The organism is Curtobacterium sp. YC1 (genome assembly GCF_016267665.1).
Taxonomy (GTDB): domain Bacteria; phylum Actinomycetota; class Actinomycetes; order Actinomycetales; family Microbacteriaceae; genus Curtobacterium.
This window is the reverse complement of record NZ_CP066341.1, coordinates 1,856,656-1,882,180: the sequence shown is the minus strand read 5'-3', so window position 1 is coordinate 1,882,180 and position 25,525 is coordinate 1,856,656. Positions and strand designations below refer to the sequence as shown.

Here is a 25,525-nt window from a genome sequence, read left to right as displayed (position 1 = left end):
CAGGAAGGCACCAGCCATGACCGACACCGCAACCACCGCGGTCGAGACGTCGTCGGCGCCCGGTGTCGGCCGGATCGCCCGTGTCACGGGCCCCGTCGTCGACATCGAGTTCCCCCACGACGCAATCCCGGAGATGTACAACCTCCTGTTCACGACCATCACCATCGGTGACTCGTCGCAGGAGATCGGCCTCGAGGTCGCCCAGCACCTCGGTGACGACCTCGTCCGCGCCATCTCCCTGAAGCCGACCGACGGCCTGGTCCGTGGCCAGGAGGTCCGTGACTCGGGCGCTCCGATCTCGGTCCCCGTCGGCGACGTCACCAAGGGCAAGGTCTTCGACGTCCTGGGCAACGTGCTCAACACGGACGAGAAGCTCGAGATCACCGAGCGCTGGCCGATCCACCGCAAGGCCCCGGCCTTCGACCAGCTCGAGTCGAAGACCTCGATGTTCGAGACCGGCATCAAGTCCATCGACCTCCTCACCCCGTACGTGCAGGGTGGCAAGATCGGCCTCTTCGGTGGTGCGGGCGTCGGCAAGACCGTCCTCATCCAGGAGATGATCCAGCGCGTCGCGCAGGACCACGGCGGTGTGTCGGTGTTCGCCGGTGTCGGTGAGCGCACCCGTGAGGGCAACGACCTCATCGGTGAGATGGAAGAGGCGGGGGTCTTCGACAAGACGGCCCTCGTGTTCGGCCAGATGGACGAGCCGCCGGGAACGCGTCTGCGCGTGGCCCTGTCGGCGCTGACGATGGCGGAGTACTTCCGCGATGTCCAGAAGCAGGACGTGCTCCTCTTCATCGACAACATCTTCCGCTTCACGCAGGCCGGTTCCGAGGTCTCCACGCTGCTCGGCCGCATGCCGTCCGCGGTGGGGTACCAGCCGAACCTCGCCGACGAGATGGGTGTGCTCCAGGAGCGCATCACCTCGACGCGTGGTCACTCGATCACCTCGCTGCAGGCGATCTACGTGCCGGCCGACGACTACACCGACCCGGCTCCGGCCACCACGTTCGCGCACCTCGACGCGACGACCGAGCTCTCGCGTGAGATCGCGTCGCAGGGTCTGTACCCGGCGATCGACCCGCTGACCTCGACGTCCCGCATCATGGACCCGCGGTACCTGGGCGCCGACCACTACGAGACGGCCACGCGCGTCAAGCAGATCCTCCAGAAGAACAAGGAACTGCAGGAGATCATCGCCATCCTCGGTGTCGACGAGCTCTCCGAAGAGGACAAGATCACGGTCGAGCGCGCTCGTCGTATCCAGCAGTTCCTCTCGCAGAACACGTACATGGCGAAGAAGTTCACGGGTGTCGAGGGCTCCACGGTGCCGCTCAAGGACACCATCGAGTCCTTCCGCGCCATCGCCGACGGCGAGTTCGACCACGTCGCGACGCAGGCGTTCTTCAACGTCGGTGGCATCAACGACGTGGAAGAGAAGTGGGCACAGATCCAGAAGGAGAACCGCTGACATGGCGGGTCTCAGCGTGAGCGTCGTCTCGGCCGACCGTGAGGTCTGGTCGGGCGACACCACCATGGTCGTCGCACGCACGACGGAGGGCCAGATCGGCATCCTCGCCGGACACGAGCCGATGCTCGCGATCCTGGCGCAGGGTCAGGTCCGCATCACGCGGGCCGACGGGTCGACCGTCGCGGTCGACGCCGAGGACGGCTTCCTGTCGGTCGAGCACGACACGGTGACGATCGTCGCGCGGCAGGCCGCGCTGGCGTCCTGACCGGACTGACCGTCCTCCTCCCGCCTTCGGAGACGAAGCGGGAGGGCGGGGACTCGGACCGCACGCTCGACCTGTGTGCGCTGTCCTTCCCGGAACTGGCTGATGAGCGGGCCGCGGTGATCACCGCGGCCCGCTCCGTCAGTTCCGAGGAGTCCACGGCCCGGACGGCCCTGAAGCTCGGTCCGAAGTCGATCGCCGAGCGGTTCCGGAACCTCGAGCTCGAGACGTCGGCCACGATGCCGGCGATCGAGCGCTACACGGGCGTGCTCTACGATCCGCTGGCGGCACGGGACGCCGACGACGCGACCCGTTCGTGGTGGGCGCGGCACGTGGTGGTCCAGTCGGCGATGTTCGGCCCGATCGGTGCCGCCGACCCCATCCCGGCGTACCGGTTGTCGCACGACTCCCGGCTCGGAGCGGTGCGTCTGGCGTCGCACTGGCCGGGTGCCTCGGCGCGTGCGCTCGCGTCGCGGCCGGCAGGGCTGGTGCTCGACCTGCGCTCCGAGGGGTACCGGCAGCTCGGACCCGTCCCGGACGCCGTCGCGCCGCGCGTCGTGAGCGTCGACGGTTCCGGTCGTCGCCGTGCGCTGAACCACTGGAACAAGACGGCGAAGGGCCGCCTGGTCGCGTTGCTCGCGCGCACGGGCGCGTCCGTCGGGTCGATGGACGAGCTGGTCGGCTGGGCTGCGACCCACGGCGTCGTCGTGGAGCGCATTGACGCCGGCTGGGACCTGGTCGCGGAGAGCCTGCAACCCGTCCCCGCCTGACGGCGGCGGGCAGGTGGTCCGTCCTGCACAGCGCTGGCAGGACGGCGGCGCTTCCACAGATGGCACGGTCCGCCCTGCCTGGAGGCCCGCACTGCGTTTCGATGGCGTGCATGATCCCTCGCACCGCCCGATCCGCTCCCGGCTCCGCAGTCCGCTACCCCCGCGAGATCGCCGCCGCGATCACGCTCCCCGCAGCGGCGGCCGCGCTCGTCGCGCCCGGCGGTGGGCCGCCGAGCACCGCTGCCGCGGTGGCCGTCACCACCGCGTGCGGCGCCCTCGCCACGCGCATCGCCCTGGTGCGGTTCATCGCCGACCGAGACGCCCCGGACCCGCGGTCGATCCGGGCCTTCGACCCGTTCAGCGACCCGACCCCGCCGGAGCTCCGCGGGTGCGGCGTCGAGCCGGACCGGTCCCGGGTGCGGACCGCCGGCGACCGGTGCGCGGATGCCTGGCGGTCCTGGCGGGCGCAGGGGAGCGCGGCCGACAGTGCGGCCGGGGCCGCCGGCGCCCTCGCGCTGGGCTCCTGGTGCTCCTGGGCGCTCGGTTCCCCGGCGCGCGCCGAGACCCGTGCCCGGTACGCACTGGAGACCTGCGCGGACGACCCGCTCGCCGGCCTCGTGCTGCGTTCGGTCCTGGCCGGCAGCGCGCCCTCGTGGGTGCGGCCGTGACGAGGGGTCGACAGGATCGTCTACGGTGGGGGAGACCACCCTGGGAGGACTCCGGTTGCGCGACGACGACATCGAGGACATCGAGGACATCGAGGACATCGAGGACACCGTCATCCGTGCGCCCCGGCAGCGGGTCCGCGATGATCACCAGGACGACGCACTCGGCGACACCGTCATCGGTCGTCCGCCCCGCAGCGCCGCCGGTGACACGGCGGGCGCGCTCGACGACACCGTCATCCGCCGCCCTCCGCTGGTGGACGCGCCCCCGCTCGTCCAGGCCGGCACCGCTGAAACGGCCAGCACCGCCGAACCGGACGGCACCGCCGCACCGGACGACACCGTGGTCCGCGTCCCAGGGCGACCCGTCGCCGACCGCCACCTGCTCGCCGGGGCCGGTGTGGGCCTCCCGGCCTTCCCCGCGTCGCCGACCGCACCGTCGGCGCACGTGCCGTCGGTCCGCATCGGCGACCAGACCTTCCGACTCGACCGTCCGGTCGTCATCGGCCGACGTCCGTCGCTGCCGCGCGTCTCGCACGGTCCCGCGCCGGAACTCGTCACCGTGCGCTCCGTGTACGGGCAGGTCTCCTCGTCGCACGTCCGGCTGCACGCTGAGGGCGAGGCGGTCGTCGTCGAGGACCTCCGCTCGACGAACGGCACGGTGGTGCGGCCGGCCGGTGCGCCGCCCTACCGGATGCCGTCGGGTGCGTCGGTCGTCGCGCTGACGGGTACGGTAGTCGAGATCGGTGACGGCAACGCCATCGAGGTGCTCTCGCCGTACCTCCGCGTCGCACCGACGGCACCGGGGTCGTCCGCGGTCCCCGCCCGGCCCACCGATCCACCAGCACACGGCACGCCCCGACCCACCAGAGAGCGATCCTGACACGTGACCGAACTCGGCCGAGCAGCCACTGCGCACGCCATCGACATCCCCGGTGCCGACGGCGCCACCCTGACCCTGTCGTGGGGTGCCGCGACCGACGTCGGGCGGCGACGCGACCACAACGAGGACAGCTACATCGTCGGCGCTCCGTTCTTCGTCGTGGCGGACGGCATGGGTGGACACCTGGCCGGTGACCGCGCGAGCGACGCCGTCGTGCGCCGCCTGGAGCAGGTGACGCCGGAGTCCTTCACCACCCGTCAGGGCATCCAGCGGGCGCTGCTGCTCGCGACCGCCGACATCGAGCGCGCCGCCGGGGGGAACGCGATCGGTGCGGGGACAACCGTCACCGGCATCGCCCTCGTGGCCTCGCTCGGGCAGCCCGCCGCGCTCGTCTTCAACGTGGGCGACTCCCGCACCTACCGCATCGAGGACGGCGTGCTCCGACGCGTCACCGTCGACCACTCGGTCGTGCAGGAGATGGTGGACGCCGGACTGCTGCGCGCGGAGGACGCCGAGCAGCACCCGGACAGCAACGTCATCACGCGGGCGGTCGGCTTCGGGGAGCCGCCGGCGCCCGACTGGTGGACGCTGCCCCTGCGGGCCGGAGACCGCTACATCGTGTGCTCCGACGGGTTGACGAAGGAGCTCGGCGACGCCGGGATCGGGCGCATCGCCGCTCGGGAGCCCGGAGCCCAGGAGCTCGCCGAACGCCTCGTCGGCGACGCCGTGGTGGCGGGCGGGCGCGACAACGTCACCGTGGTGGTCCTGCAGGTCGACGCGGCACCGGACGACGGCGACCTCGAGGACACGCTGCCCCGTCACTGACCCCCCGAACTGGGGGAGCGCACCCGACCGTGGGGGATCGGTGCGCGGAGAGCCCGTCGCCCACGCTTCGTACAATGACAAGGCCACGACGAGCAAGCTGGCCGCTCGGCCGGGGGAGGAGAGGACCATGGCGCGACGCCTGCCGTCCACCCCGCCGGTGATCCCGGGCTTCAGCCCCGTGCACGTCCTCGGGTCCGGCGGGTTCGCCGACGTCTTCCTCTACGAGCAGGACATGCCGCGCCGGCAGGTCGCCGTGAAGGTGCTCCTCGACGAGGTCGTGGACGACCGCGTGCGGCAGATGTTCCAGGCCGAGGCGAACCTCATGGCGCGGCTCAGCACGCACCCGTCGATCCTCACCGTCCTGCAGGCGAGCGTCGCCGCGGACGGTCGCCCGTACCTGGTGATGGAGCTGTGCTCCTCGTCGTTGAGCGAGCGCTACCGCCGCGAACCGATCCCGGTGTCCGAGGTGCTGTCGATCGGCATCCGCATCGGTTCCGCACTCGAGACCGCGCACCGCGAGGGCGTGCTCCACCGCGACATCAAGCCGTCCAACATCCTGCTGACCGCGTACGGCAACCCCGTGCTGTCCGACTTCGGCATCGCGGCGACCATCGGCGGCACGGACCCGGACGAGCCGATCGGCATGTCGATCCCGTGGTCCGCGCCCGAGGTGCTCATCGACGAGTCCCGCGGCACGATCCAGTCCGAGGTCTACTCCCTCGCCGCCACCGTGTACTCGCTGCTGGCCGGCCGCAGCCCCTTCGAGGTCCGCGGCGGGAAGAACGGCGCCAGCGACCTGATGCACCGCATCGACAAGGGCGGTCCGAAGCCGACCGGTCGCACCGACGTTCCGCCGACGCTGGAGCGCCTGCTCGCCACTGCGCTGTCCCGTCGCCCGCAGGCCCGACCGGCGACGGTGATCGAACTCGTCCGCGGGTTCCAGCAGGTCGAGGCCGAGCTCGGCATCCCGCAGACCTCCGCCGACGTCGCGGTCGAGGCGTGGGCGATCTCGACCCCCACGGCGAGCGGTGAACGGACGATGATCCGCGAGCTCCAGCCGCCCACGCGGGTCGGGGGCCGACGCCGCACCCGCCGTGCCGTGCAGGGCGGCGTGGTCGCAGCCGGGTCGCAGAGCGTCGGCACCGTGCACCGGACCGGTTCGGTCACACGCACCCGGCGTCGGAACCGTTCCACGCTCGTGTGGGCCGGCTCGCTGACCCTGGTGGTCGTCGCAGCCCTCACGATCGCGACGGTCGTGGTGGTGGGGCGGCTCGGCACCGGAGCCATCCCGACCGTGGAGGACGTCCGGGCCGACCCGTCAGCCGAGTCGGTGTCGTTCAGCTGGGCCGACCCGGGCCTGCGCAGCGGTGACACCTACGTCATCTCGTCGAACGGATCGTCGAGCCAGCAGACCGGCACGACCTTCGTGGTCTCCGGGGAGCGCGGTGACGAGGAGTGCATCGCCGTCGCCGTGAACCGCGACGGCAAGACCGGGGCGGCGAGCGCGCAGAAGTGCGCGACGATCGGGAGCGCCGGGTGATCCGCGCCTTCCTGTCGAAGCACCGGTCGGCCGCCGTCACGACCGGCGCGTCCGTGCTCGTCGCCGCCGTCGTCGCGACCACGGCCATCGTCTCCACCGGGTACCACACGCAGCGCGTCGACCTGGGGGACGGCACCGTCTGGGTGCCCTCCGCCGAGTACGGAGCGGTCGGCCGGGCGAACACCGGCGTCCTGCAGCTCAACACCGCGGTCGAGACGACCAGCGACGACGTGTCCGTCCTGCAGCGTGGCTCGATGGTCTACAGCGTCGACGAGACGAAGGGGACGGTCGCGCGGGTCGACGTCGCCCACGCCACGGTCGGCGACCCGGTCACGCTGCCCGCCGGGACCCCGCGCGTCTTCCTCGCCGGCGACACGGCGGTCATCGGGAACGCCGACACCGGCGAGCTGTGGGCCACACCGGCCGCCGACCTCGCCGAGTTCGACGCCTCGACCAAGGCCGACCTGACCCTCGGCGCGGACACGGTGTTCGACGCCTCGGACGACCACGTGGCGGTCTACTCGGCGAAGACCGGCACCGCGTCGCTCGTCGACGTCGGGACGACCCTCACCGTCGACCAACGCTGGAAGGTCGACGCGGACGGCGGTGACGACTTCCAGGTCGCGACCGCCGACGGACACCTCGCCGTGCTCGACCGCACCAGCGGGGCGCTCTCGGTCGACGGCCGGACGGTGGAACTCGGCGACCGCATCGGGTCGTCGCCGGCCCTGCAGCGGTCCTCCGACTCCAGCGACCGGTTCACGGTCGCCGGGACCGCCGGGCTCGTGCGCGTCGGTGCGTCGGGCGCCGTCGACGCGACCGCCATGCAGGTGTCCGGGCGGGCGGCGCGGCCGCTCGTGGACGGCTCGTGCACGTACGCCGCGTGGGCCGGTGGCCAGGCCGTCGACACCTGCGACGGCAGTGCCCTGCAGCGGCTGGCGAGCACCGGCGGCACCAGCGAGCTGCAGATCCTGCACAACGGTGAGACGGTCGTCGCGAACGACCCGCGCAGCGGGCGCTCGTGGGCGATCGACCGCAGCGGGCAGCTCATCGACAACTGGGCCGACCTGATCGACCAGGACGACGAGCAGCAGCAGGAACAGGTGTCCGACGACGACCCCGAGGTCGACAAGGACCAGAAGCCGCCGGTGGCGGTCGACGACGAGCTGGGCGCTCGTCCGGGACGCACCACGAGCCTCCCGGTCCTGCTCAACGACTACGACCCCAACGGCGACCCGATCATCGTCAGCGAGGTCGGCGACCTGCCCGGCTCCGCAGGCCGGGTCACCATCGTCGGCGATGGCCAACGGCTGCAGGTGACCCTGTCGTCCCGCGCGACGGGCGTGCTCTCGTTCCCGTACACGATCACCGACGGCAACGGCGGATCGGACACCGCGACGGTCCGCGTGACCGTCCGCCCCGACAGCCGCAACGATGCACCGCGACAGGTCCGCGACACCTCGGCCGACGTCGTGCAGAACGGCCACGTCGTGACGAACGTGCTCGCCGACTGGGTGGACCCCGACGGCGACCCGGTCTACCTGGTGTCCGCCACGGCCTCCGACGGCGACCGCGTGTCGACCACGCCGGACGGGTTGCTCGACTACCGCAACGACAGCGGCCGGACCGGCGAACGGTCCGTGCAGCTCGTCGTCAGCGACGGCCGGGCCGACGGTCGCGGAGCCGCCACGCTCCGCGTCGCGAAGCAGGGCAGCGTGCCGCTGCGCGCCGACCCGTTCCCGGTGTCGGGGTACGCGGGCAAGGCGTTCACGGTCGAACCGCTCGACCACGTCCGCGGCGGCAACGGCACCGTGACCCTGACGAGCGTGTCGTCGGCGTCCGGCCTCACCGTCACCCCGAGCTACGACGCCGGCACCTTCCGGGTGCAGGGGGAGCGCGCGGGGGACCACCAGCTCGAGTACACGGTGACGGACGGCGTGAAGACGTCGAGCGGCATCGTCCGCGTCACCGTCCTCGCACCGCCGGACGCCTCGACGGCGCCGATCACGACCCCGAAGACGGTCTTCGTCGACACCCTGTCGACCAAGGACACCGACGTGACCGCGACCGACATCGACCCCGCGGGTGGCGTCCTGCTCGTGACCGCCCTGGACGGGCCCGGCCGCGGCAGCGGGGTGCAGGCCAGCATCCTCGACCAGCACACGGTCCGGGTGACGCTCACCGCGCCGCTCGACGGCCCGGTGTCGTTCGGCTACACGGTCACCAACGGGCTCGCGTCGTCGCCCGGCACGATCACGGTGGTCGAGATCCCGCGTCCGGACCGCATCCAGCCCCCGGTCGCACAGCCCGACTCGGCGACGGTGCGCGTGGGTGACGTCGCGAACATCGACGTCCTCGACAACGACACGCAGCCGGAGGGCGAGCCGCTGACCCTGCGCCCGGACCTGGTGCAGAACGTGCCCGGCGACGGCGGGCTCCTGTTCGCATCCGGCGACCACTTGCGGTACCTCGCGCCGGAGACGCCGGGCAACCACACCGCCGTGTACCGCGTCGCCGGTCCGGACGGGCAGTACGCCGATGCCACGGTGTCGATCTCGGTGCGCGAGCGCGACACGGCGACGAACAACCCGCCGGTGCCGCAGACGGTCACGGCCCGGGTCGTCGCGGGCTCGTCCGTGCGCGTCACCGTGCCGCTCAACGGCATCGACCCGGACGGCGATTCGGTGCAGCTCGTCGGCGTCGCGTCGAACCCCGACAAGGGGTCCGTGACGGACGTCGCCGCCGACGCTCTCACCTACGAGGCCGGCGACTACTCGGCCGGCACCGACGAGTTCACCTACACGGTCGTCGATGCACTCGGGGCACGCGCCACCGGGACCGTCCGCGTCGGCATCGCGCCCCGCGCGGAACAGGCGTCGAACCCCGTCGCCGAGGCCGACCACGTCACCATCCGTCCCGGGGGCTCCGTCACCGTGCGGGTCCTGCAGAACGACTCCGACCCGCAGGGCGGCCAGCTCACCGTCGCGCGTGCGGAACCGACCGACGACGACGTGACGGCCAAGGTCCTGCGGAAGCAGCAGATCCGCGTCACCCCGCCGAAGTCCGCGAAGCAGGGCGACTACGCGGTGCTGTACACGGTCGCGAACGCCAGCGGGGGATCGAGCACGACCTTCCTCACCGTGACCGTCGACGAGGACGCCCAACCGCTGCGTCCCGAGGTCGACGACACCACCCTGGACCTGCAGGACATCCTGCGCCGCCAGAGCGTGACGGTCGACGTGCTCGACAACGTCTTCTTCGCCGAGGGCACGGCGGCCGACCTGCGCGTCGGGGTCGTGGACGGCTACGGCGACACCGCTCGCACCACCGACGACGGCCGCATCACGGTGCGCCTGACCGACGAGTCGCAGGTGATCCCGTTCTCGGTGGCACGCCTGGACCACCCGGACGTCGTCTCGTACGGCTTCATCAACGTGCCCGGTTTCGACGACGCGCTGCCGCAGATCAACCGCAGTGCTGGGGCGGTCACGGTGAAGAGCGAGGCCACGGTCCGGATCCCGCTCGAGGACTTCGTCGTCACCGCGAACGGCGAGACGGCGAGGATCACCGACCGCGGCACGGTCAAGGCGACCCACGCGAACGGGCAGAGCCTGGTCGTCGACTCGTCCACCCTGCAGTTCACGTCGTCGAAGCTCTACTACGGCAAGGCGTCGATCTCGTTCGAGGTCACCGACGGGTCGGCGGCCAACGGCGGGAAGGGGCGCGTCGCGACCCTCGTGCTGCCGGTGACCGTGACGCCCCGCTCCAACCAGCCGCCGGCGTTCACCGGCTCGTCGGTCGAGATGCAACCGGGCGAGACGCGGCGCATCGACCTCACCAAGCTGACCGACTACCCGTACCCGAAGGACCTCCCGGAGCTGCGGTACTCGGTGGTGGGCCGCCCGTCCGCGGGCACGACCGCGTCGATCGCGAAGCAGCAGCTCACGATCACCCTCGCCGACACCGTCAAGAAGAACACCACCGCGTCGATCGGGATCGGCGTCGCCGACGACGCCAACAGCGGGCGTGCCGGAACGATCACCGTCGGTGTCGTCGCCTCGACGCGGCCGCTCGTGCAGCCCGGGGCGGACCGCGCGGTCGCCGAGCGCGGCCAGACCACCACCATCGACGTGCTCGCGAACGACCGGCCGACCAACCCGTTCCCCGGTCAGCGTCTGCGCGTGGTGAACATCCGCGGACTCGCCGGTGGCCTGCCGAGCGGTGTGACCGTGACGCCGAGCGGTGACCGCAGCCGGCTGCAGGTCCGCGTGGCGGACAGCGCGAAGCCCGTCGACGCGCACCTGCAGTACCAGGTCGCCGACGCCACGAACGACCCGGACCGGTACGTCTGGGGCGACGTCACGATCGCCGTGCAGGACGTCCCGGACGCCCCGGGTGCGCCGACCCGCACCGGTTCCTACGAGGGCGGCCGCGCCACGCTCACGTGGTCGACGCCACAGGCCAACAACTCGCCGATCACCGGCTACCGACTCGTCGGGACGAACGGTGTCGCGAAGGACTGCGGCACCGCGACCGTGTGCACCATCACCGGGCTCGACCCCAAGGGCTCCTACCGGTTCCAGGTCGTCGCGACGAACGCCGTCGGCGACTCGAAGCCCTCGCCCCGCTCCGGGACCGTGAGTGCCGACTTCGTGCCCGCGCCGCCGAAGGGCATCACGGTCTCGACCAGCCGGTCCACGCCGAACCAGCTCGACGTCAAGTGGGGCAAGGTGTCCGCGCCGAACGGCGGCAGCCCGGTCGACGACCACATCGTCACCATCGAGGGCCCCGGCCTGTCGACGACCCGCCACACGGGCACGGCCACCAGCACCTCGTTCACCGGTGCCCAGAGCGCGGCCCAGTACAAGGTCACCGTCTCGGCCCGCAACGCGGCGGACCGCAACGGCACCGTCGTGCAGTGGAACGCGGCGTCGGCGACCGGGACCGCGGTCGGGACGCCCGGCAAGCCGAGGAGCGTGCAGGCGGTCGCCGGCGAGCAGGCTGACTCGAACGGACGTTCCACGGTGACGGTGACCTGGGCCGCACCGGACGCCGCGGGCGGGAACGGCCTGCGGTACGCGGTCTACCGCTCGGGCAGCGTGAACTGTGCGGCGCCGCCGTCGGATCCGATCGGTACGTCGAGCCCGGCTCGTGACACCGGCGTGGGTGGAGGCTCCGCCCGGTACGCGGTGACGGTCTCCAACGGGTACTTCTGCAACGTCGAGTACGTCGACGCCGTCACGTACGAGCGCCCGTCGGGGACGTCGAGTCCCGGCGTCCGCACGGTCGAGACGAGCACGAACATCTGGAACGTCGAGGTCACGGCACCGGGACGGCCCGTCCACCACTACGAGCTCCAGGCCGATGGTCGGACGGTCTCCCTCCGACCAGGAGAGAGCTGGACCGGTGTTCCGGGCACTGGCGGCCGCAACGTGTCGGCGCAGATCGTGCTGCGTGCGTGCGGCGGACCCGGGAGCACCTTCTGCACGACGGACGGCGATTCGTGGAGCGGCGCCGCAGCGGCCTTCGACACCCGCGTCTCCGTCACCTCGGCGCAGCAGGGACAGCCGATCGCGGTCACCGGTCCGTCCGGCGGCACCGTGCGCTACACCGCGTACTGGTACTTCGACGACGACGGTGACTTCTTCCGGTCCACCGACAGCTGGAACGCCGGCGAGACGGCGCCGACCCCGCCGCTCGGAGCGAGCTCGGTGAAGGTGCGTGCGACGGTCACGACGTCCGACGGGTCCGACCTGAGGCAGGCCGGCACCGAGACCGAGGCGTTCCCGGTGGCGGATGCGCCGGCGCCCGACCCGTCACCCGAGCAGCCCGCCCCCGAGCCCGCACCCGCCGGCTGACGCCGCGGCCCACCGCCCGCCCGCCATCCCACTGCCACGACCGAAGGACCACCACGCATGAGCATGACCCCGGAGCAGGCCACCTGGTTCGCCGACGTCGCCGGCCGCATCGTGACGAACGTCGAGCAGGTGCTCCTCGGGAAGACCTTCGTGATCCGCCTGGCCGTCACGGCGATGCTCAGCGAGGGACACCTGCTGCTCGAGGACGTCCCCGGTACCGGCAAGACGAGCCTGGCGCGGGCGATGGCGCAGAGCGTGCAGGGGTCCACGAACCGCATCCAGTTCACCCCCGACCTGCTGCCCGGCGACATCACGGGCATCAGCGTCTACGACCAGCGCACCCAGGAGTTCGACTTCCACCGCGGGCCGGTGTTCGCGAACATCGTGCTCGCCGACGAGATCAACCGCGCGAGCCCGAAGACCCAGTCCGCGCTGCTCGAGGCGATGGAGGAGTCCGCGATCACGGTCGACGGCGTCAACCACCGCCTGGCCGCACCGTTCATGGTCATCGCGACGCAGAACCCGGTCGAGCAGGCCGGCACGTACCGTCTGCCCGAGGCGCAGCTCGACCGCTTCCTGATGAAGACCTCCATCGGCTACCCGGACCACGCCGCCACGGTCAAGATCCTCGAGACCTCGTCGGCGCCGTCCGCGTCGGTCCCACTGGCGAGCGTCGTGCCCGCCGCCACCATCACCGAGATGGCCGCACTGGCCAGGACGGTGCACGTCGACGCCGTGATCGCCGACTACGTCGCCCGACTCGTGGACGCGACCCGGTCCGCCAGCGAGGTCCGGCTGGGCGTCAGCGTCCGTGGCGCGATGGGCCTCATCCGTGCCGCACGGGTGCTCGCAGCCCTGAGCGGGCGCCACTACGTCACCCCCGACGACGTGAAGGCACTGGCCGTCCCGGTCCTCGCTCACCGCCTGGTGCTCGACGCCGAGGCCGAGTTCGACGGCGTCAGCGCCCCCAGCGTCATCGCACAGCTCCTGGTCGAGACCCCGCCGCCCGCCGACCGGGCCACGACGTGACGGACCGCCGGCCCGTCTCGACGCGTTCCCGCCGTCCGTCCTCGACGCGGTCGCGTCGTGGCACGACGGCGTACGAGCGCACGGGGACGGTCGCCGGCATGACCAACGTCCGCACCCGCATCGTCGGTGACCGCGACGGGGTCGCGGCCGACGCGGTCATCGGGATCGTCCGTGTCTGGGCGACGGCCTGGAGGCTCGTCAAGCGTGCCTGGGGCGAGGTCTCGTCCGTCGTCACCGGGCTCGGGTGGACGGTCGCCGCGCTCACGCTCGTCGCCTTCGTCGCCGGGTACCGGTTCGGGCTGCGCGAGGTCGTGGTCGTCGGCTTCGCCGGCGCGGTGCTCGCCGTCGTCGCGGCCGTCGCGCTGATCGGCCGGTCGCGCCTGGCGATCCGGATGCGCCTGCCACAGCACCGCGTGGCCGTCGGTGACGACGCCGGTGTCGTGGTCACCGCCGAGAACCCCACCCGTCTGCCGTCCGTGCCGACGACCGTCGAGGTCCCGGTCGGTTCCGGACTCGTCGACGTCGCGATCCCGGTGATCGGACCGAACGGTTCCTTCGAGCGTGAGGTCCCCGTGCCGACCCTGCGCCGGGGCGTCCTCGACGTCGGACCGGTGACCGGTGTGCGCGCCGACCCGGTCGGACTCGTGCGCCGCGAGGTCGTGTGGACCGCGCGCGAGCAGGTCATCGTGCACCCCCGCACCATCGCGATCCCGTCGACGAGCACCGGCCTGGTGCGCGACCTCGAGGGCCAGGCGACGACGGACCTGTCCCCGTCGGACATCGCCTTCCACGCGATCCGCGAGTACATGCCCGGCGACGACCCGCGCACCGTCCACTGGAAGTCGACCGCCAAGTCCGGCGCGCTCATGGTGCGCCAGTTCGAGGACACCCGTCGGTCGCACCTGGTGATCGCCCTCGGCATCGCGCGCGGCGAGTTCGGCGACGACGAGGAGTTCGAGCTCGCGGTGAGCGCGGCTGCCTCGCTGGGTGCCCGGGCGATCCGCGACGGCCGCGAGGTGTCGGTCGTGGTGTCGCAGCGGACGCCGGAGTTCGCCAAGCGCGCGGTCTACGCCGTCCGCACCCTGCCGACGGTCACGCCCACGCGGCTGCTCGACGACTTCGCCTCGGTGGGGTTGGCGGACGCCTGCCTGCCGATCGCAGAGGTCGCGCGGATCGTCGGGACCGAGACCGAGGGGATCTCGGTGGCCTTCCTGGTCGTCGGGTCGACCGTGGGCCTGCCGGCACTCCGACTCGCGGCGACGCGGTTCCCGGTCGGGGTCGAGGTCGTCGCGGTGATCTGCGAGCCCGAGGCCCAGCCCCGGTTCCTGCGCGTCGCGGGTCTGACCGTCATGACCATCGGCTACCTGGACGACCTCCGGCACGCCCTGCACCGGTCGGCGGCGGCAGCGTGAGCGAGGCACCGGTCGCCGCGCCCTCCCCGCCCGTCGACCGCGCGCGACGCTCGACCCGGCGCTCCGACCGCCGCGACGCACGACGGCTCGTCCCGTTCCGGCTGGCCGGCGGCACGCTCGTGGTGTGGCTGCTGCTGGCGGTGGCGAGCACCTCGTGGTGGCCGATCCACCGCGACGGCGCGATGGTCACGGCAGCGGCGACCGCGATCGTGCTCGGGACGGTCGTCGCGCTGCTCGGTGCGGTGCTGCGCTTGCCGACCGCCGTGGTGGCGATCGCGACGGTCGCGGCCTTCACGGTCAGCGGCGTCCCGGCGGCGGTGCCGAGCCAGGCGAACGGTCTGCTGCCCACCGGGCGTGGCCTCGTCGACCTGTTCGCCGGCGTTGCGCTCGGGTGGAAGCAGCTGGTGACCATCAGCCTGCCGGTGGGGTCGTACGAGGCGTTGCTCGTGCCGTACTTCGTGACGCTCCTCGTGGCCACGGTGACGGCCGTGAGCGTGGCGACCCGCGCCTCCAGGCAGGAGCTCGCGAGCATCCCGGCGCTGGTGCTGTTCGCCGTCGGCATCGTGGTCGGACCGAGTCGACTCGACACGTCGATCGTGACGGCCGTGGTGCTGGTCGCGATCGCGCTGGTGTGGGCGTTGACCGTCCGGCACGTGCGGCGGGCCGTGGCGGTGGCGACGACCATCGGGTCCCGCGTGCCGGTCGCGCGGTCGATCGTGCGCCCCGCGCTCGTCGGCACCGGGACCATCGTCGCCGCGGCGGTCGTCGCGACCGGACTCGGCCTCGTCGCGCCGCCGTCGGCCGAGCGCACCGTCGCCCGCACCGACGTCGTCAAGCCCTTCGACCCGCGCGACCACGTCAGCCCGCTGAGCGGGTTCCGGTCCTACGAGGAGCAGGACACCGCGGACGCGCCGCAGTTGCGGGTGTCGGGTCTGCCCGAGGACGGGTTCGTCCGAATCGCCACCCTCGACACGTACGACGGGGTCGTCTACCGGGTGGGCGGCTCCGACGGTGGGACGGCGTCCGGCACCTTCGAGCGTGTGCCGACCGCGGTCGACGTCCGCGGTGTCCGGGGCACGACGGTCGACGTCGGTGTCACCGTCGAGGGCTACCGCGGCGTCTGGCTGCCGACCGTCGGCGACCTGGAACGGGTCGACTTCACGGGGGCCGGTGCGGACGAGACCCGCGGCGCGTTCTTCTACAACGACTCGACGAGCACGGGGGCGGTGATCGGCGGCGTCGACGAGGGCACCTCGTACGAGCTGACGGCCGTGCTGCCCGACCAGCCGACCGAACGGCAGCTCGCGTCCGCCCGACCCGGCGACGCCGCGGTGCCGACCGCGCGCGACGTGCCCGACGCGGTGCGCGACACGGTGGAGTCGACGACGGCGAGTGCGACGACGCCCGGCGCGAAGCTGCTGGCGGCACTGCAGGCGCTCAAGCGCAACGGCTACGTCAGCCACGGTGTCGGCGACGACCGGACGAGCCGGTCCGGGCACGGCGCCGACCGGATCCAGGAGCTGCTGACCGCGCCGCTGATGATCGGTGACCAGGAGCAGTACGCGGCGGCGGCGGCACTGATGGCCGACGAACTCGGCTTCCCGGCGCGGGTCGTCATGGGGTTCACGCCCGGTGGCGACGCCGGTGGTGCTGCCGCGCGCGGTGCATCGACGGAGAAGGGCGGCACGACGACCTTCCGGGGATCGGACGTCACGGCGCGCATCGAGGTCGACACCGCCCAGTGGGGGTGGGTGCTGCTCAACCCGAACCCCACCGTGCGCGAGATCCCGAACGAGCAGCAGCAGACCCCGCAGCCGGTGACCCGGCCGGAGACCGTCGTGCCGCCGCCGCCCGTCGACCGCCAGGACCAGGACCAGCAGGCGCCGCCGGAGAGCGACCGCAACACGCCGCCGGTGCAGCCGCTGTGGTTGCAGATCCTGCTCGCCGTCCTGCCCTGGGCGCTCGGCGTGCTCGGCGTCCTGGCGATCGTCCTGCTGCCCTTCGCCCTGATCGTCGCGGCCAAGCGCGTCCGACGGCGGAGGCGGCGGAACGCCCCGACGCCGCGGGGTCGCATCGTCGGCGCCTGGGACGAGTACCGCGACGCCCTGCTCGACCGGGGCCACGAGGTGTCCGGCGCGGCCACCCGGCGTGAGGCCGTCGCCGGCGCTCCGGGTGCCGGCGGTACCGGCCTCGCTGCCCTCGCCGACCGTGCCGTCTTCGGACCGAACGATCCCGACGCGACCACGGCCGATCGCATGTGGTCGGCCACCGAGGACGCGATCGGCACCCTGCACACGGGTCGGAACCGACGGGAGCGGTTCCGCTCGGCGGTGTCGCTCCGATCACTGCGACGGCCGGGGCGGGTCCGGGGCGGACGCGGCCAGGGTCCGTCGGGGCGCGGCGACTACAGTGGTCCGAGGCCGGACGAGCGTCGTGGACGGCCGAGTGAGGACAGAGGCACCCCGTGATCAGATGCGAACACTGCGGATCGATGCTCCCGGACGGAGCGATCTTCTGCGGTGAGTGCGGTCGCGCGGTCACCGCGGCGGCCAGCCGTCGCCCGGCCGCGCCGACCCCCGTCGACCAGGCGCCGCCGCCGCCCCTGCAGCAGCCGGACTCCCACGGGCGCCGATCCGACCCCGCCGCCGACGCCTGGTTGCCCGAGTCGACGCTCGACCCGGCGACCCGCGCGTGGCTGACCGGCGCCGACCGCCGCGGAACCGGTTCGCCGACCGTGCCGGTGGAGCGACCCGACGCCTTCGCCCCGAGGGAGGCCCCGTCGCACGTGCACGGAGCCGGATCTGGCCTGACCGATGCAGCCTGGTCCCCGGCGCGCGGCGAGCAGGAGCCGCCCCTCGACCCCAACGCCTACCCGTCCGAGGCCGACGGCGCCCCGGCAGAGGACGACCCCGAACGCACCCGGCTGGCCCCGGGCAACGGCGCGCCGTCGGCCCCGGCGACGGGTGCGGGCGACGCATCCCAGCCCGACGACCAGACCAGCTCCGAGCCGACGTACACCGAGCCGACCCACGCCGAGCCGGCCGCGCCGGTCTGGGCACCGCCCGCAGCGACAGCGCCCCCGACGGCACCGGCCGGTCCGTCCTGGTGGGTGGGACGCAGCACCGCCCCGGCTCAGGCCCCGGCCGACCCGGTCGTGCCGCCGATGCCGGCCGCGCCGGACGACGACGGCGCGTCCGACACCTCCGGCCCGTCCGGCAGAGGTGACGAGCCAGACGCCCAGCAGGGGATCGACGGCGGTCAGCAGGCGGACGAGGCCCACGACGCGCACGACGCGGTCGGGTCCGACCCGGATGGCCCTGCCGTCGAGCACCCGCCCGTGGTCTCGCCGCCGCAACCGGGTGACACCGCCGTCGTCGAGCCGTTGGTCGACCGTCGCCCGCAGCGGCCGTCCCCCCTCGTGACTCCGGGCATGCACGCGACGACGATCTGCCACGTCTGCGGCAACCAGCTCGAGCCCGACGACATCTTCTGCGGCGAGTGCGGTGCGGTCCGACCCGCCGTGACCGCGGCCTTCACGGGACCGGTCGTGCCCCTGCCCATGCTGCGGCCCGACTGGGCGGCGAACGACTCCGTCGACGTCGCGGCGTCCGACGACGCCGAAGCCCTAGACGGTCCCGGAGCGCCCGACGACGCCACGGCCTCCGACAGCACCGCGGCATCGGACGGCACCGAGGGTGCGGCGGGATCGGCCGGTACGGCCGGCACCACGGACGCATCCGGCTCGACCGATGCGGACGGCGCAGCCGGCACCGACGGCCGGACCGACGCGCACGACCTGCGAGCGGCAGACCTGCCGACCGACGTGGAGGGGACGACCGGCTCGGTCGCCTCGTCCTGGTCGCAGGCTCCGACCAGCACGGGCCGCCGGGCTCGGACCGCGACCCCGGACGCGCAGGACGACCGCGACGGCACGAGCACCGAGTCCTCCTCCGCGCCCACGACGGACGGCACCGATCCCTCCGCGCAGCAGGACGCCGACGAGCGGTGGCCGATCGGTTCGCCGGACGACGCTGCCCAGACCGACCGTCCGCGCGGTGCACACGCGGCACCCCTGTCCGAGTCAGAGGCTCCGAGCCGCTGGTCCCCGTTCGCCGGCTCGCCGATCCCACCGGTTCCCGGTTCCGCGAACGCGCCGACCTCCGCGCCGGCCGCGACGGCCACTCCCGCGCCCACCGCCGCCCCGCTGCCGCCGATCCCCGGCGCGACGAACCCGGCGCTCTCGCTCCCGCCGCAGGATCGTCCCGCACTCGACGACCGCGCTGCACCCGACGACCGTCCCGCGCCGGTGGCCGGCTCCGACGAACTCGACGAGGACATCGACGAGACCCGCATCGTGGCGAAGACCCCGACGCACGCCCCCTTCGTGCTGCACTTCAGCACGGGCGAGCGGTTCGGCGTGCACGGGACGGGCCTGCTCGGTCGGCTTCCGCGTCCCCAGCCCGGTGAGCGGTTCGACGCCCTGCTGACCGTGCACGACCCGGGCAAGTCGGTGTCGAAGACCCACCTCGAGCTCGGTCGCGACGGCGAGGACCTCTGGGTCTCGGACCGGTTCTCCGGCAACGGCACGGTGGTCCGGCACGTCGACGGGTCGATCCGTCGGTGCGAGCCGGGTCGTCGCTACCGCGTCGAGCGCGGCGCCCGGGTCGACATCGGGGAGCAGTTCTTCCTGGTGCAGTGACCACAGGCGGGCCGTCACTGCTCCACAGCTGACGGTCACGCGCCACAGCGTCGACTTCTCCACAGATGACGATCACGCGCCGTGTCGACGCGCTCGGGGTGGTGCGATGGCATCGTGTCCCCGTTCCGCGCCCGCTGTCTCGTGGTCGGGGCGGCGTGCGCGCTCGCGCTGACGGGACTCCTGGCGCCGCTGTCCGGCGGCCAGCGCTGGGTCCTGTTCGTGGCGGCGGCCTGCTGCGCCCTGGTCGACGTGCTGCTGCACCGGTCGGTGGGCGAAGCGGTGACCGGACCGACGCCGCCCGTGGCCACTCCACCCGTGCTCACTCCGCCCGCTGCGGCCCTCGCTACGGACGAGCAGCGGGCTCACGAGGACGGCGCACCGGTCCTCGTGCTCGGCCGCCGCCCCGACGGCACCGCGGTCGAAGTCACCGAGCGGTCACACGTCGTGGTCGTCGGCAAGGGCGCACTGGCGGCGGCGGTGTTCCGCGGGATCCTCGAGCAACTCCGGCTCGCCGCCGGAGACGTTGGAGCCGCCGGTGACGTCGGAGCCGTCGGTGACGCCGGAGCCGCCGGAGCCGCCGAGCTCCGGACGGCCGCGGCGCCGGGTCTGCTCCGCGGTGTGGAGGGACCGATGCGACCACTGCCGCCGGACACCGCGGCAGCGGTCCGGGTGCAGGACGACGGCCGCCCTCGCGGCACGGTCGTGCTCGTCCCGGGCCTCGGCGCCCTACCGCGGCGGTGGGACGTCACCGTCGAGGTCACGCGCTACGGCTGCTCGGTCCGCCGGCCGGGCGACCAGCACGCGACGACCGTGTCCCCGGCACTCCCGGTGCTGCAGCGGGACCCCGATGCCTCGGGTACGCCGACGGCATGAGCCGGAGAGCGCCAGCCGCGCAGGAGCAGCGAGGTCAGCGCAGGCCGGCGCCCCGACGGACCTCGCCGACCGGCACGCCGCCGCCGAGCACCTGCTCGCCGGTCGCGGCGAGCACCGCGGCGACACCGTCCGCCGCCACCAGGCCGTTGCGTTCGAGCAGGGCGAGCGCCGCCAGGGTGCCGGCGCGCTGCGAACCGTCGAGCACCTTGACGGCGACCGCGGCGCCGCCCGGCAGCCCCATCACCATGACGCCCTCGGCGCCGAGCTTCGCCAGCACCTGCAGGCGCTCGATCGTGACGGTGTTCGCACGTCCGACGCCGTCGATCGCCCACGGGTGCGCCAGGACCGCGTCGGTCAGCGCCGCCGAGTCGTCGTCGGCCCGCGCGACGACGCCCGCGAACCCGCGGGCGAGTCCGCTCAGGGTGAGCGGGAACACGGGGGCGCCGCAGCCGTCGGTGCCGACCAGGTCGACGTGTTCGTGCGTGTACTCCTCGACGACGGAGCGGACGCGCTGCTGCATCGGGTGGTCGATGTCCAGGTAGGTGGCCTCGTCCCAGCCGTTCACCCGGCAGGCGGCGAGCATCCCGGCGTGCTTGCCCGAGCAGTTCATCGCCAGGCGCCGCGGACCGTCCATGGTGCGCCCGGTGCCGCGGTCGAACGGCATGTCCGGCGGGCAGCCGAGGTCCGCCTCGACGTGGTCGAACGACTCGAGCATGTGCAGGGCGAGGGCCTGGTGCGCCGCGGTGCCGGCGTGGCTCGCCGTGGTGAGCACGAGCTCCTCGTCCGAGAACAGCGCGCCGGCGCGACGGACCGCCAGGGCCTGGAAGGGCTTCATCGTGGATCGCGGGTAGATGCTCGCGGTGACGTCGCCCACGGCGTCGAGGACGGTGCCGTCGGGTGCCACCACCACCCCGGCGCCGATGTGTCGGCTCTCGTCGAACCCGGAGCGTTCGAGGACCGCCAGTTCGACGGACCCGTCGGCGGTGAGAGGATGGCGATCAGTGCGGATGTCGGGGCTCACCGTCATGCCGCCATGCTAGCCAAGCCGCACGACGCCCGACGGCACCGAGGAAGGACCACCCGTGCACGACCACTCCTACGAAGTCGCCGTCAGCTGGACCGGAGACCGGGGAACCGGGACCTCCGGGTACCGCGACTACGGCCGCGAGCACGTCGTGTCCGCGGTCGGCAAGCCCGACGTCCCCGGTTCCGCCGACCCGACCTTCCGTGGCGACCGCGACCGGTGGAACCCCGAGGAGATGGTCCTCGCCGCGCTGGCCCAGTGCCACATGCTCAGCTACCTGCACGTGGCGGTCACCCGGGGGTTCACGGTCGTCGACTACCACGACACCGCCACCGCGTCCCTCACCCTGAACCGCGACGGGTCGGGGGAGCTGACCGGAGCCACGTTGCACCCGGTCGTCACGATCCTCGAGGCGGACCGCGTCGCCGACGCCGAGGCCGCCCACGCGACCGCCAACGAGCTCTGCTTCATCGCCCGCTCGGTCGCCTTCCCGGTGCACCACGAACCGCGCGTCGTCGTCCGTGCTGCGTCATCGGCAGGGAACTCGTCGGATGGTGGGGCACACTAGGTTCTCGTGAAGCGTCTCCGCCTGCTCCCGATCGCCATCGTCCCCGCCGTCGTGCTGGGACTCGCCGCCTGCTCCGGCCCCGGCTCGGACGGGTCCTCGGCGTCGCCGACCCCGTCCGCCAAGGCCACCGCCTCGGCGATCACGTCGTGCCCCGACCCGGGCGACTCCTCCGACGCCATCACGGCGAAGGGCGCGTTCGGCAGCGGTGCCGCCCCGAAGGTCTCGTTCGACAAGGGCCTGTCCGCGAAGACCCCGGAGGCGACCCGGCTCGTGAAGGGCACGGGCGCGGCGCTGGACGACGGCGACTACGCGCAGGTGTCGTACAGCGTCTACGAGGCGTCGGACGCGAAGAAGCTCGGCACCGTCGGCTTCGACGAGGGCAACCCGCAGGTGCTCTCGGTCGGAGGCTCCGGCTTCGGTGCGCTCCTGGCCTGCTCGAAGGTCGGCGACCGGTTCGCCGTGGTCGGACAGTCCTCGGCGCTCGGGTTCAACACCGGCGGCGAGATCGTGGTCGTGGCGGACGTCGTCGCGCAGACCCCGACCAAGGCGAACGGCACCCCGCAGGACCAGGACCCGGGCCTGCCCACGGTCGAGGACAAGAAGTCCGGCGAGCCGGAGATCACCATCCCCGACGGCGTCAAGGCGCCCACCAAGACCACGGTCGAGGTGCTCAAGCAGGGCGACGGTGCCACGATCGCCGACGGCGACACCGCCCTCGTGCAGTACAAGGGAGTCGTCTACGACACCGGCAAGGAGTTCGACTCCTCGTGGTCGAAGGGCGTGCCGACGACCTTCACGATCTCGGAGAGCGCGCTCATCAAGGGCTTCGTCACCGGGCTCGTCGGCCAGAAGGTCGGCTCGCAGGTGCTGATCGTCGCGACCCCGGAGGACGCCTACGGCGCGAACCCCCAGGAGGGCTCGGGCATCCCGAAGAACGCCACGCTCGTCTTCGTCGTCGACGTCCTCGCCAAGGGCTGACCGTGACCGGGGGCGCTGACGACGTGCTCGGCAGCACCGGCCCGGGCCGACGACGCATCGTCGTCCTCGGCAGCACCGGGTCGATCGGCACGCAGGCACTCGACGTCGTCGCCCGCAACCCCGACCGCTTCGAGGTCGTCGGCCTCACTGCCGGCAGCAACCGGGACCTCGTCGCCGAGCAGGCCGAGCGCTTCGGTGTCCGCCACACGGCGTTCGGCGCGCAGGACGCGGAACGCCTGGTCCGGAGCGTCGAGGCCGACGTCGTGCTGAACGGGATCACCGGTTCCGTCGGTCTCGGCCCGACCCTCGCCGCACTCGAGAGCGGTGCGACGCTGGCCCTCGCGAACAAGGAGAGCCTGATCGTCGGCGGCCCGCTCGTGCAGCAGGCGGCCGCGCCCGGCCAGATCGTGCCGGTGGACAGCGAGCACTCGGCGATCGCGCAGGCCCTGCGGTCGGGTGCGGACACCGAGGTCCGGCGGCTCGTGCTCACCGCGAGCGGCGGCCCCTTCCGCGGGCGCACCCGCGAGCAGCTGACCGACGTCACCCCGGCACAGGCACTGGCGCACCCGACCTGGGACATGGGGCTCGTCGTCACGACGAACTCCGCGACCCTGGTGAACAAGGGACTCGAGGTCATCGAGGCGCACCTGCTGTTCGGCGTCCCCTACGACCGCATCGACGTCACCGTGCACGCGCAGTCGATCGTGCACTCGATGGTCGAGTTCGTCGACGGCTCCACCATCGCGCAGGCGTCGCCGCCCGACATGCGGCTGCCGATCGCGCTCGGCCTGGCCTGGCCGGACCGCGTCCCCGGCGTCGGCGTCGCGTTGGACTGGACGACCGCCAGCACCTGGACCTTCGAGCCGCTCGACGCCGACGCGTTCGGTGCCGTCGCCCTCGCCAAGCGCGTCGGCGAGCTCGGCGGCACGTTCCCGGCCGTCTTCAACGCCGCGAACGAGCAGGCCGTCGCCGCGTTCCACGCCGGGGCGATCGGCTTCCTCGACATCGTCGACACCGTCGAGCGCATCGTCGACGAGCACACCGCGGGGGAGTCGTCCCTCGACGGCGTGCTGGCGGCGGAGCAGTGGGCCCGCGCCGCGGCGGACCGCGCGCTGACCCGCTGACGCGAGTCGCGCCTCCCGTTCGCATCGGCGGCGGTGGAGCGCGTCCGTGACGCACAGGCCTGGGCCCACACCGCCGGTTCCGGCGCGACGCGTCAGCGGCGGGACGGCCGTGCCGGTGGGGAGAGGCCCGGATCACCTCCCAGACGGCGCTCGGCTCCGTCATGGGATCGGTCCCGTACCCTTTCCCGGTGACCGTCGAATCCGTCCTGCTCTTCGTCCTCGGCGTGGTCGTCTTCATCATCGGCCTGCTGGTCTCGATCGGACTCCACGAGCTGGGGCACCTGTCCTTCGCGAAGCTCTTCAACGTCAAGGTGACGCAGTACTCGCTGGGCTTCGGCAAGGCGATCTGGTCGTTCCGCCGGGGTGAGACCGAGTACGGCATCCGACCGATCCTGCTCGGCGGCTACATCTCGATGGTCGGCATGCTCAAGCCGCGTGCCTCCGGTCGTGCCAACGCCATCACGAACACCGGCATGTACGGGGCGTTCGTGCAGGACGCCCGACAGGCCAGCGCCGAGCAGATCGCGGACTCGGGCGGCGACGACTCGCGCGCCTTCTACCGGCTCACCCCGTGGAAGCGGATCATCGTGATGGTCGCCGGTCCGGCCATGAACCTGGTGATCGGCATCGTGCTGTTCGGCGTGCTGCTGTGCGGGTTCGGTGCCCCGACCACGACCTTCACGTCGAGCGTCGACTGCGTGCTGCCGACCAGCCAGGCCACCGAGTGCGCCCCGGGCGACGAGGAGTCCCCGGCGAAGCAGGCCGGCATCCGGTCCGGCGACGTCGTGCTGTCGGTGAACGGCGAGCAGGACCCGACGATCGCGCGGGTCTCGCAGGTCTTCCAGCGGTCGGCTGGCGAGCAGGTCACGGTCGTGGTGGAGCGCGACGGGGCCGAGAAGACGCTCGAGATCACCCCGGCGACGGCCACCCGCGACGTCACCGACGCCGAGGGCAAGGCGGTCGAGGGCGACGACGGCACCACGAAGACGCAGCAGGTCGGCGTGGTCGGGGTGAGCATCGGGCAGTCCCTGGTGCGGCAGTCGCCGGCCGAGGTCCTGCCCGCGACCGGCGCCCAGATCGCCGCGTCGGCGCACCTCATCATCGACCTGCCGCAGCGGCTGGTGGCCGTGTGGAACGCGGCGTTCGGCGCCCAGGAGCGGTCGCAGGACAGCCCCGTCTCGGTGGTCGGCGTCGGTCGGGCCATCGGCGAGGTCTCGTCGATGAGCGGCGTGCCCGTGGTCGACAAGGCCTACACGATCCTCGGGCTCCTCGCCTCGCTCAACATCGGCCTGTTCGTGCTCAACATGGTGCCGCTCCTGCCCCTCGACGGCGGGCACATCGCGGGTGCTCTGTGGGAGGCGATCAAGCGCCGTGCCTTCCGGCTCGTGGGCAAGGCCGACCCGGGGCCCATCGACCTGGCGAAGACCATGCCGCTCACGATGGTCGTCGTGGTGCTCCTGGCCGGCATGAGCGCCCTGCTCATCTACGCCGACCTCGTGCGCCCGGTGGACCTGTTCGGGTAGCCGGGCGACTCCGCCGGAGCA

18 protein-coding genes are annotated in these 25,525 nt (G+C 72.8%); 17 read left to right on the top strand and 1 reads right to left on the bottom strand.

Annotation, left to right across the window (positions count from 1 at the left end; translation table 11 throughout):
* Nucleotides 1-16 precede the first annotated feature (16 nt).
* From atpD to I8920_RS08775, 13 genes are all read left to right on the top strand, one after another.
* Complete coding sequence (gene atpD / locus I8920_RS08835) at nucleotides 17-1,471, top strand: F0F1 ATP synthase subunit beta (RefSeq protein ID WP_065959250.1); 1,455 nt, start codon at nucleotides 17-19, stop codon at nucleotides 1,469-1,471.
* Between the two features lies 1 nt (nucleotide 1,472).
* Nucleotides 1,473-1,736, top strand: a complete 264-nt coding sequence (locus I8920_RS08830; protein WP_027465776.1) for a F0F1 ATP synthase subunit epsilon — start codon at nucleotides 1,473-1,475, stop codon at nucleotides 1,734-1,736.
* On the top strand, nucleotides 1,733-2,503 hold the full coding sequence (locus I8920_RS08825; protein ID WP_332873174.1) for a YaaA family protein: 771 nt from the start codon (nucleotides 1,733-1,735) through the stop codon (nucleotides 2,501-2,503). The genes I8920_RS08830 and I8920_RS08825 overlap by 4 nt, the downstream gene beginning before the upstream one ends.
* Before the next feature lie 110 nt (nucleotides 2,504-2,613).
* Nucleotides 2,614-3,171, top strand: coding sequence for a hypothetical protein (locus I8920_RS08820; protein WP_198656014.1), 558 nt, complete (start codon nucleotides 2,614-2,616; stop codon nucleotides 3,169-3,171).
* Nucleotides 3,172-3,196: 25 nt separating this feature from the next.
* Nucleotides 3,197-4,051, top strand: coding sequence for an FHA domain-containing protein (locus I8920_RS08815; RefSeq protein WP_198656013.1), 855 nt, complete (start codon nucleotides 3,197-3,199; stop codon nucleotides 4,049-4,051).
* A gap of 3 nt (nucleotides 4,052-4,054) precedes the next feature.
* Nucleotides 4,055-4,876 carry a PP2C family protein-serine/threonine phosphatase gene (locus tag I8920_RS08810; RefSeq protein WP_198656012.1) on the top strand — a complete coding sequence of 274 codons (822 nt, stop codon included), beginning with the start codon at nucleotides 4,055-4,057 and terminating at the stop codon, nucleotides 4,874-4,876.
* 127 nt (nucleotides 4,877-5,003) lie between these two features.
* Nucleotides 5,004-6,416, top strand: coding sequence for a serine/threonine-protein kinase (locus I8920_RS08805; RefSeq protein WP_198656011.1), 1,413 nt, complete (start codon nucleotides 5,004-5,006; stop codon nucleotides 6,414-6,416).
* A complete protein-coding gene (locus I8920_RS08800; protein ID WP_198656010.1) occupies nucleotides 6,389-12,274 on the top strand; it encodes an Ig-like domain-containing protein in 5,886 nt (1,961 codons plus the stop codon). Before I8920_RS08805 ends, I8920_RS08800 begins: the two co-directional genes overlap by 28 nt.
* Before the next feature lie 57 nt (nucleotides 12,275-12,331).
* Nucleotides 12,332-13,303: an AAA family ATPase gene (locus I8920_RS08795; RefSeq protein WP_198656009.1), complete on the top strand. Its 972-nt coding sequence runs from the start codon at nucleotides 12,332-12,334 to the stop codon at nucleotides 13,301-13,303.
* 98 nt (nucleotides 13,304-13,401) lie between these two features.
* Nucleotides 13,402-14,715, top strand: coding sequence for a DUF58 domain-containing protein (locus tag I8920_RS08790; protein ID WP_225558052.1), 1,314 nt, complete (start codon nucleotides 13,402-13,404; stop codon nucleotides 14,713-14,715).
* Complete coding sequence (locus tag I8920_RS08785) at nucleotides 14,712-17,183, top strand: DUF3488 domain-containing protein (protein WP_198656007.1); 2,472 nt, start codon at nucleotides 14,712-14,714, stop codon at nucleotides 17,181-17,183. The genes I8920_RS08790 and I8920_RS08785 overlap by 4 nt, the downstream gene beginning before the upstream one ends.
* The gene (locus I8920_RS16290; RefSeq protein ID WP_442873554.1) at nucleotides 17,180-19,414 is read left to right on the top strand and encodes a zinc-ribbon domain-containing protein; all 2,235 of its coding nucleotides are present in this window, start codon (nucleotides 17,180-17,182) and stop codon (nucleotides 19,412-19,414) included. The genes I8920_RS08785 and I8920_RS16290 overlap by 4 nt, the downstream gene beginning before the upstream one ends.
* 114 nt (nucleotides 19,415-19,528) lie before the next feature.
* The gene (locus I8920_RS08775; RefSeq protein WP_198656005.1) at nucleotides 19,529-20,287 is read left to right on the top strand and encodes a hypothetical protein; all 759 of its coding nucleotides are present in this window, start codon (nucleotides 19,529-19,531) and stop codon (nucleotides 20,285-20,287) included.
* A 34-nt stretch (nucleotides 20,288-20,321) separates the two neighbouring features.
* Here the strand turns inward: I8920_RS08775 and I8920_RS08770 are convergent, their stop codons facing one another.
* Nucleotides 20,322-21,314: an asparaginase gene (locus I8920_RS08770; RefSeq protein ID WP_198656004.1), complete on the bottom strand. Its 993-nt coding sequence runs from the start codon at nucleotides 21,312-21,314 to the stop codon at nucleotides 20,322-20,324.
* Between the two features lie 55 nt (nucleotides 21,315-21,369).
* On the opposite strand from I8920_RS08770, the gene I8920_RS08765 reads away from it, so the two are divergent.
* From I8920_RS08765 to I8920_RS08750, 4 genes are all read left to right on the top strand, one after another.
* Entirely contained in the window at nucleotides 21,370-21,879 is a 510-nt protein-coding gene (locus I8920_RS08765) for an OsmC family protein (RefSeq protein ID WP_198656003.1), read from the top strand.
* 6 nt (nucleotides 21,880-21,885) lie between these two features.
* Entirely contained in the window at nucleotides 21,886-22,857 is a 972-nt protein-coding gene (locus tag I8920_RS08760; RefSeq protein ID WP_198656002.1) for an FKBP-type peptidyl-prolyl cis-trans isomerase, read from the top strand.
* A 2-nt stretch (nucleotides 22,858-22,859) separates the two neighbouring features.
* On the top strand, nucleotides 22,860-23,981 hold the full coding sequence (dxr, locus tag I8920_RS08755) for a 1-deoxy-D-xylulose-5-phosphate reductoisomerase (RefSeq protein WP_232832702.1): 1,122 nt from the start codon (nucleotides 22,860-22,862) through the stop codon (nucleotides 23,979-23,981).
* A gap of 188 nt (nucleotides 23,982-24,169) precedes the next feature.
* Nucleotides 24,170-25,504, top strand: a complete 1,335-nt coding sequence (locus tag I8920_RS08750) for a M50 family metallopeptidase (protein ID WP_198656001.1) — start codon at nucleotides 24,170-24,172, stop codon at nucleotides 25,502-25,504.
* Nucleotides 25,505-25,525 lie beyond the last annotated feature (21 nt).

What these genes read in the sequence shown, in the direction of transcription:
- I8920_RS08820 (WP_198656014.1), top strand. Translation starts at nt 2,614, where the DNA reads ATGATCCCTCGCACCGCCCGATCCGCTCCCGGCTCCGCAGTCCGCTAC.
- I8920_RS08795 (WP_198656009.1), top strand. Translation starts at nt 12,332, where the DNA reads ATGAGCATGACCCCGGAGCAGGCCACCTGGTTCGCCGACGTCGCCGGC.
- I8920_RS08805 (WP_198656011.1), top strand. Translation starts at nt 5,004, where the DNA reads ATGGCGCGACGCCTGCCGTCCACCCCGCCGGTGATCCCGGGCTTCAGC.
- I8920_RS08790 (WP_225558052.1), top strand. Translation starts at nt 13,402, where the DNA reads ATGACCAACGTCCGCACCCGCATCGTCGGTGACCGCGACGGGGTCGCG.
- I8920_RS08770 (WP_198656004.1), bottom strand. Translation starts at nt 21,314, where the DNA reads ATGACGGTGAGCCCCGACATCCGCACTGATCGCCATCCTCTCACCGCC.
- I8920_RS08830 (WP_027465776.1), top strand. Translation starts at nt 1,473, where the DNA reads ATGGCGGGTCTCAGCGTGAGCGTCGTCTCGGCCGACCGTGAGGTCTGG.
- atpD (WP_065959250.1), top strand. Translation starts at nt 17, where the DNA reads ATGACCGACACCGCAACCACCGCGGTCGAGACGTCGTCGGCGCCCGGT.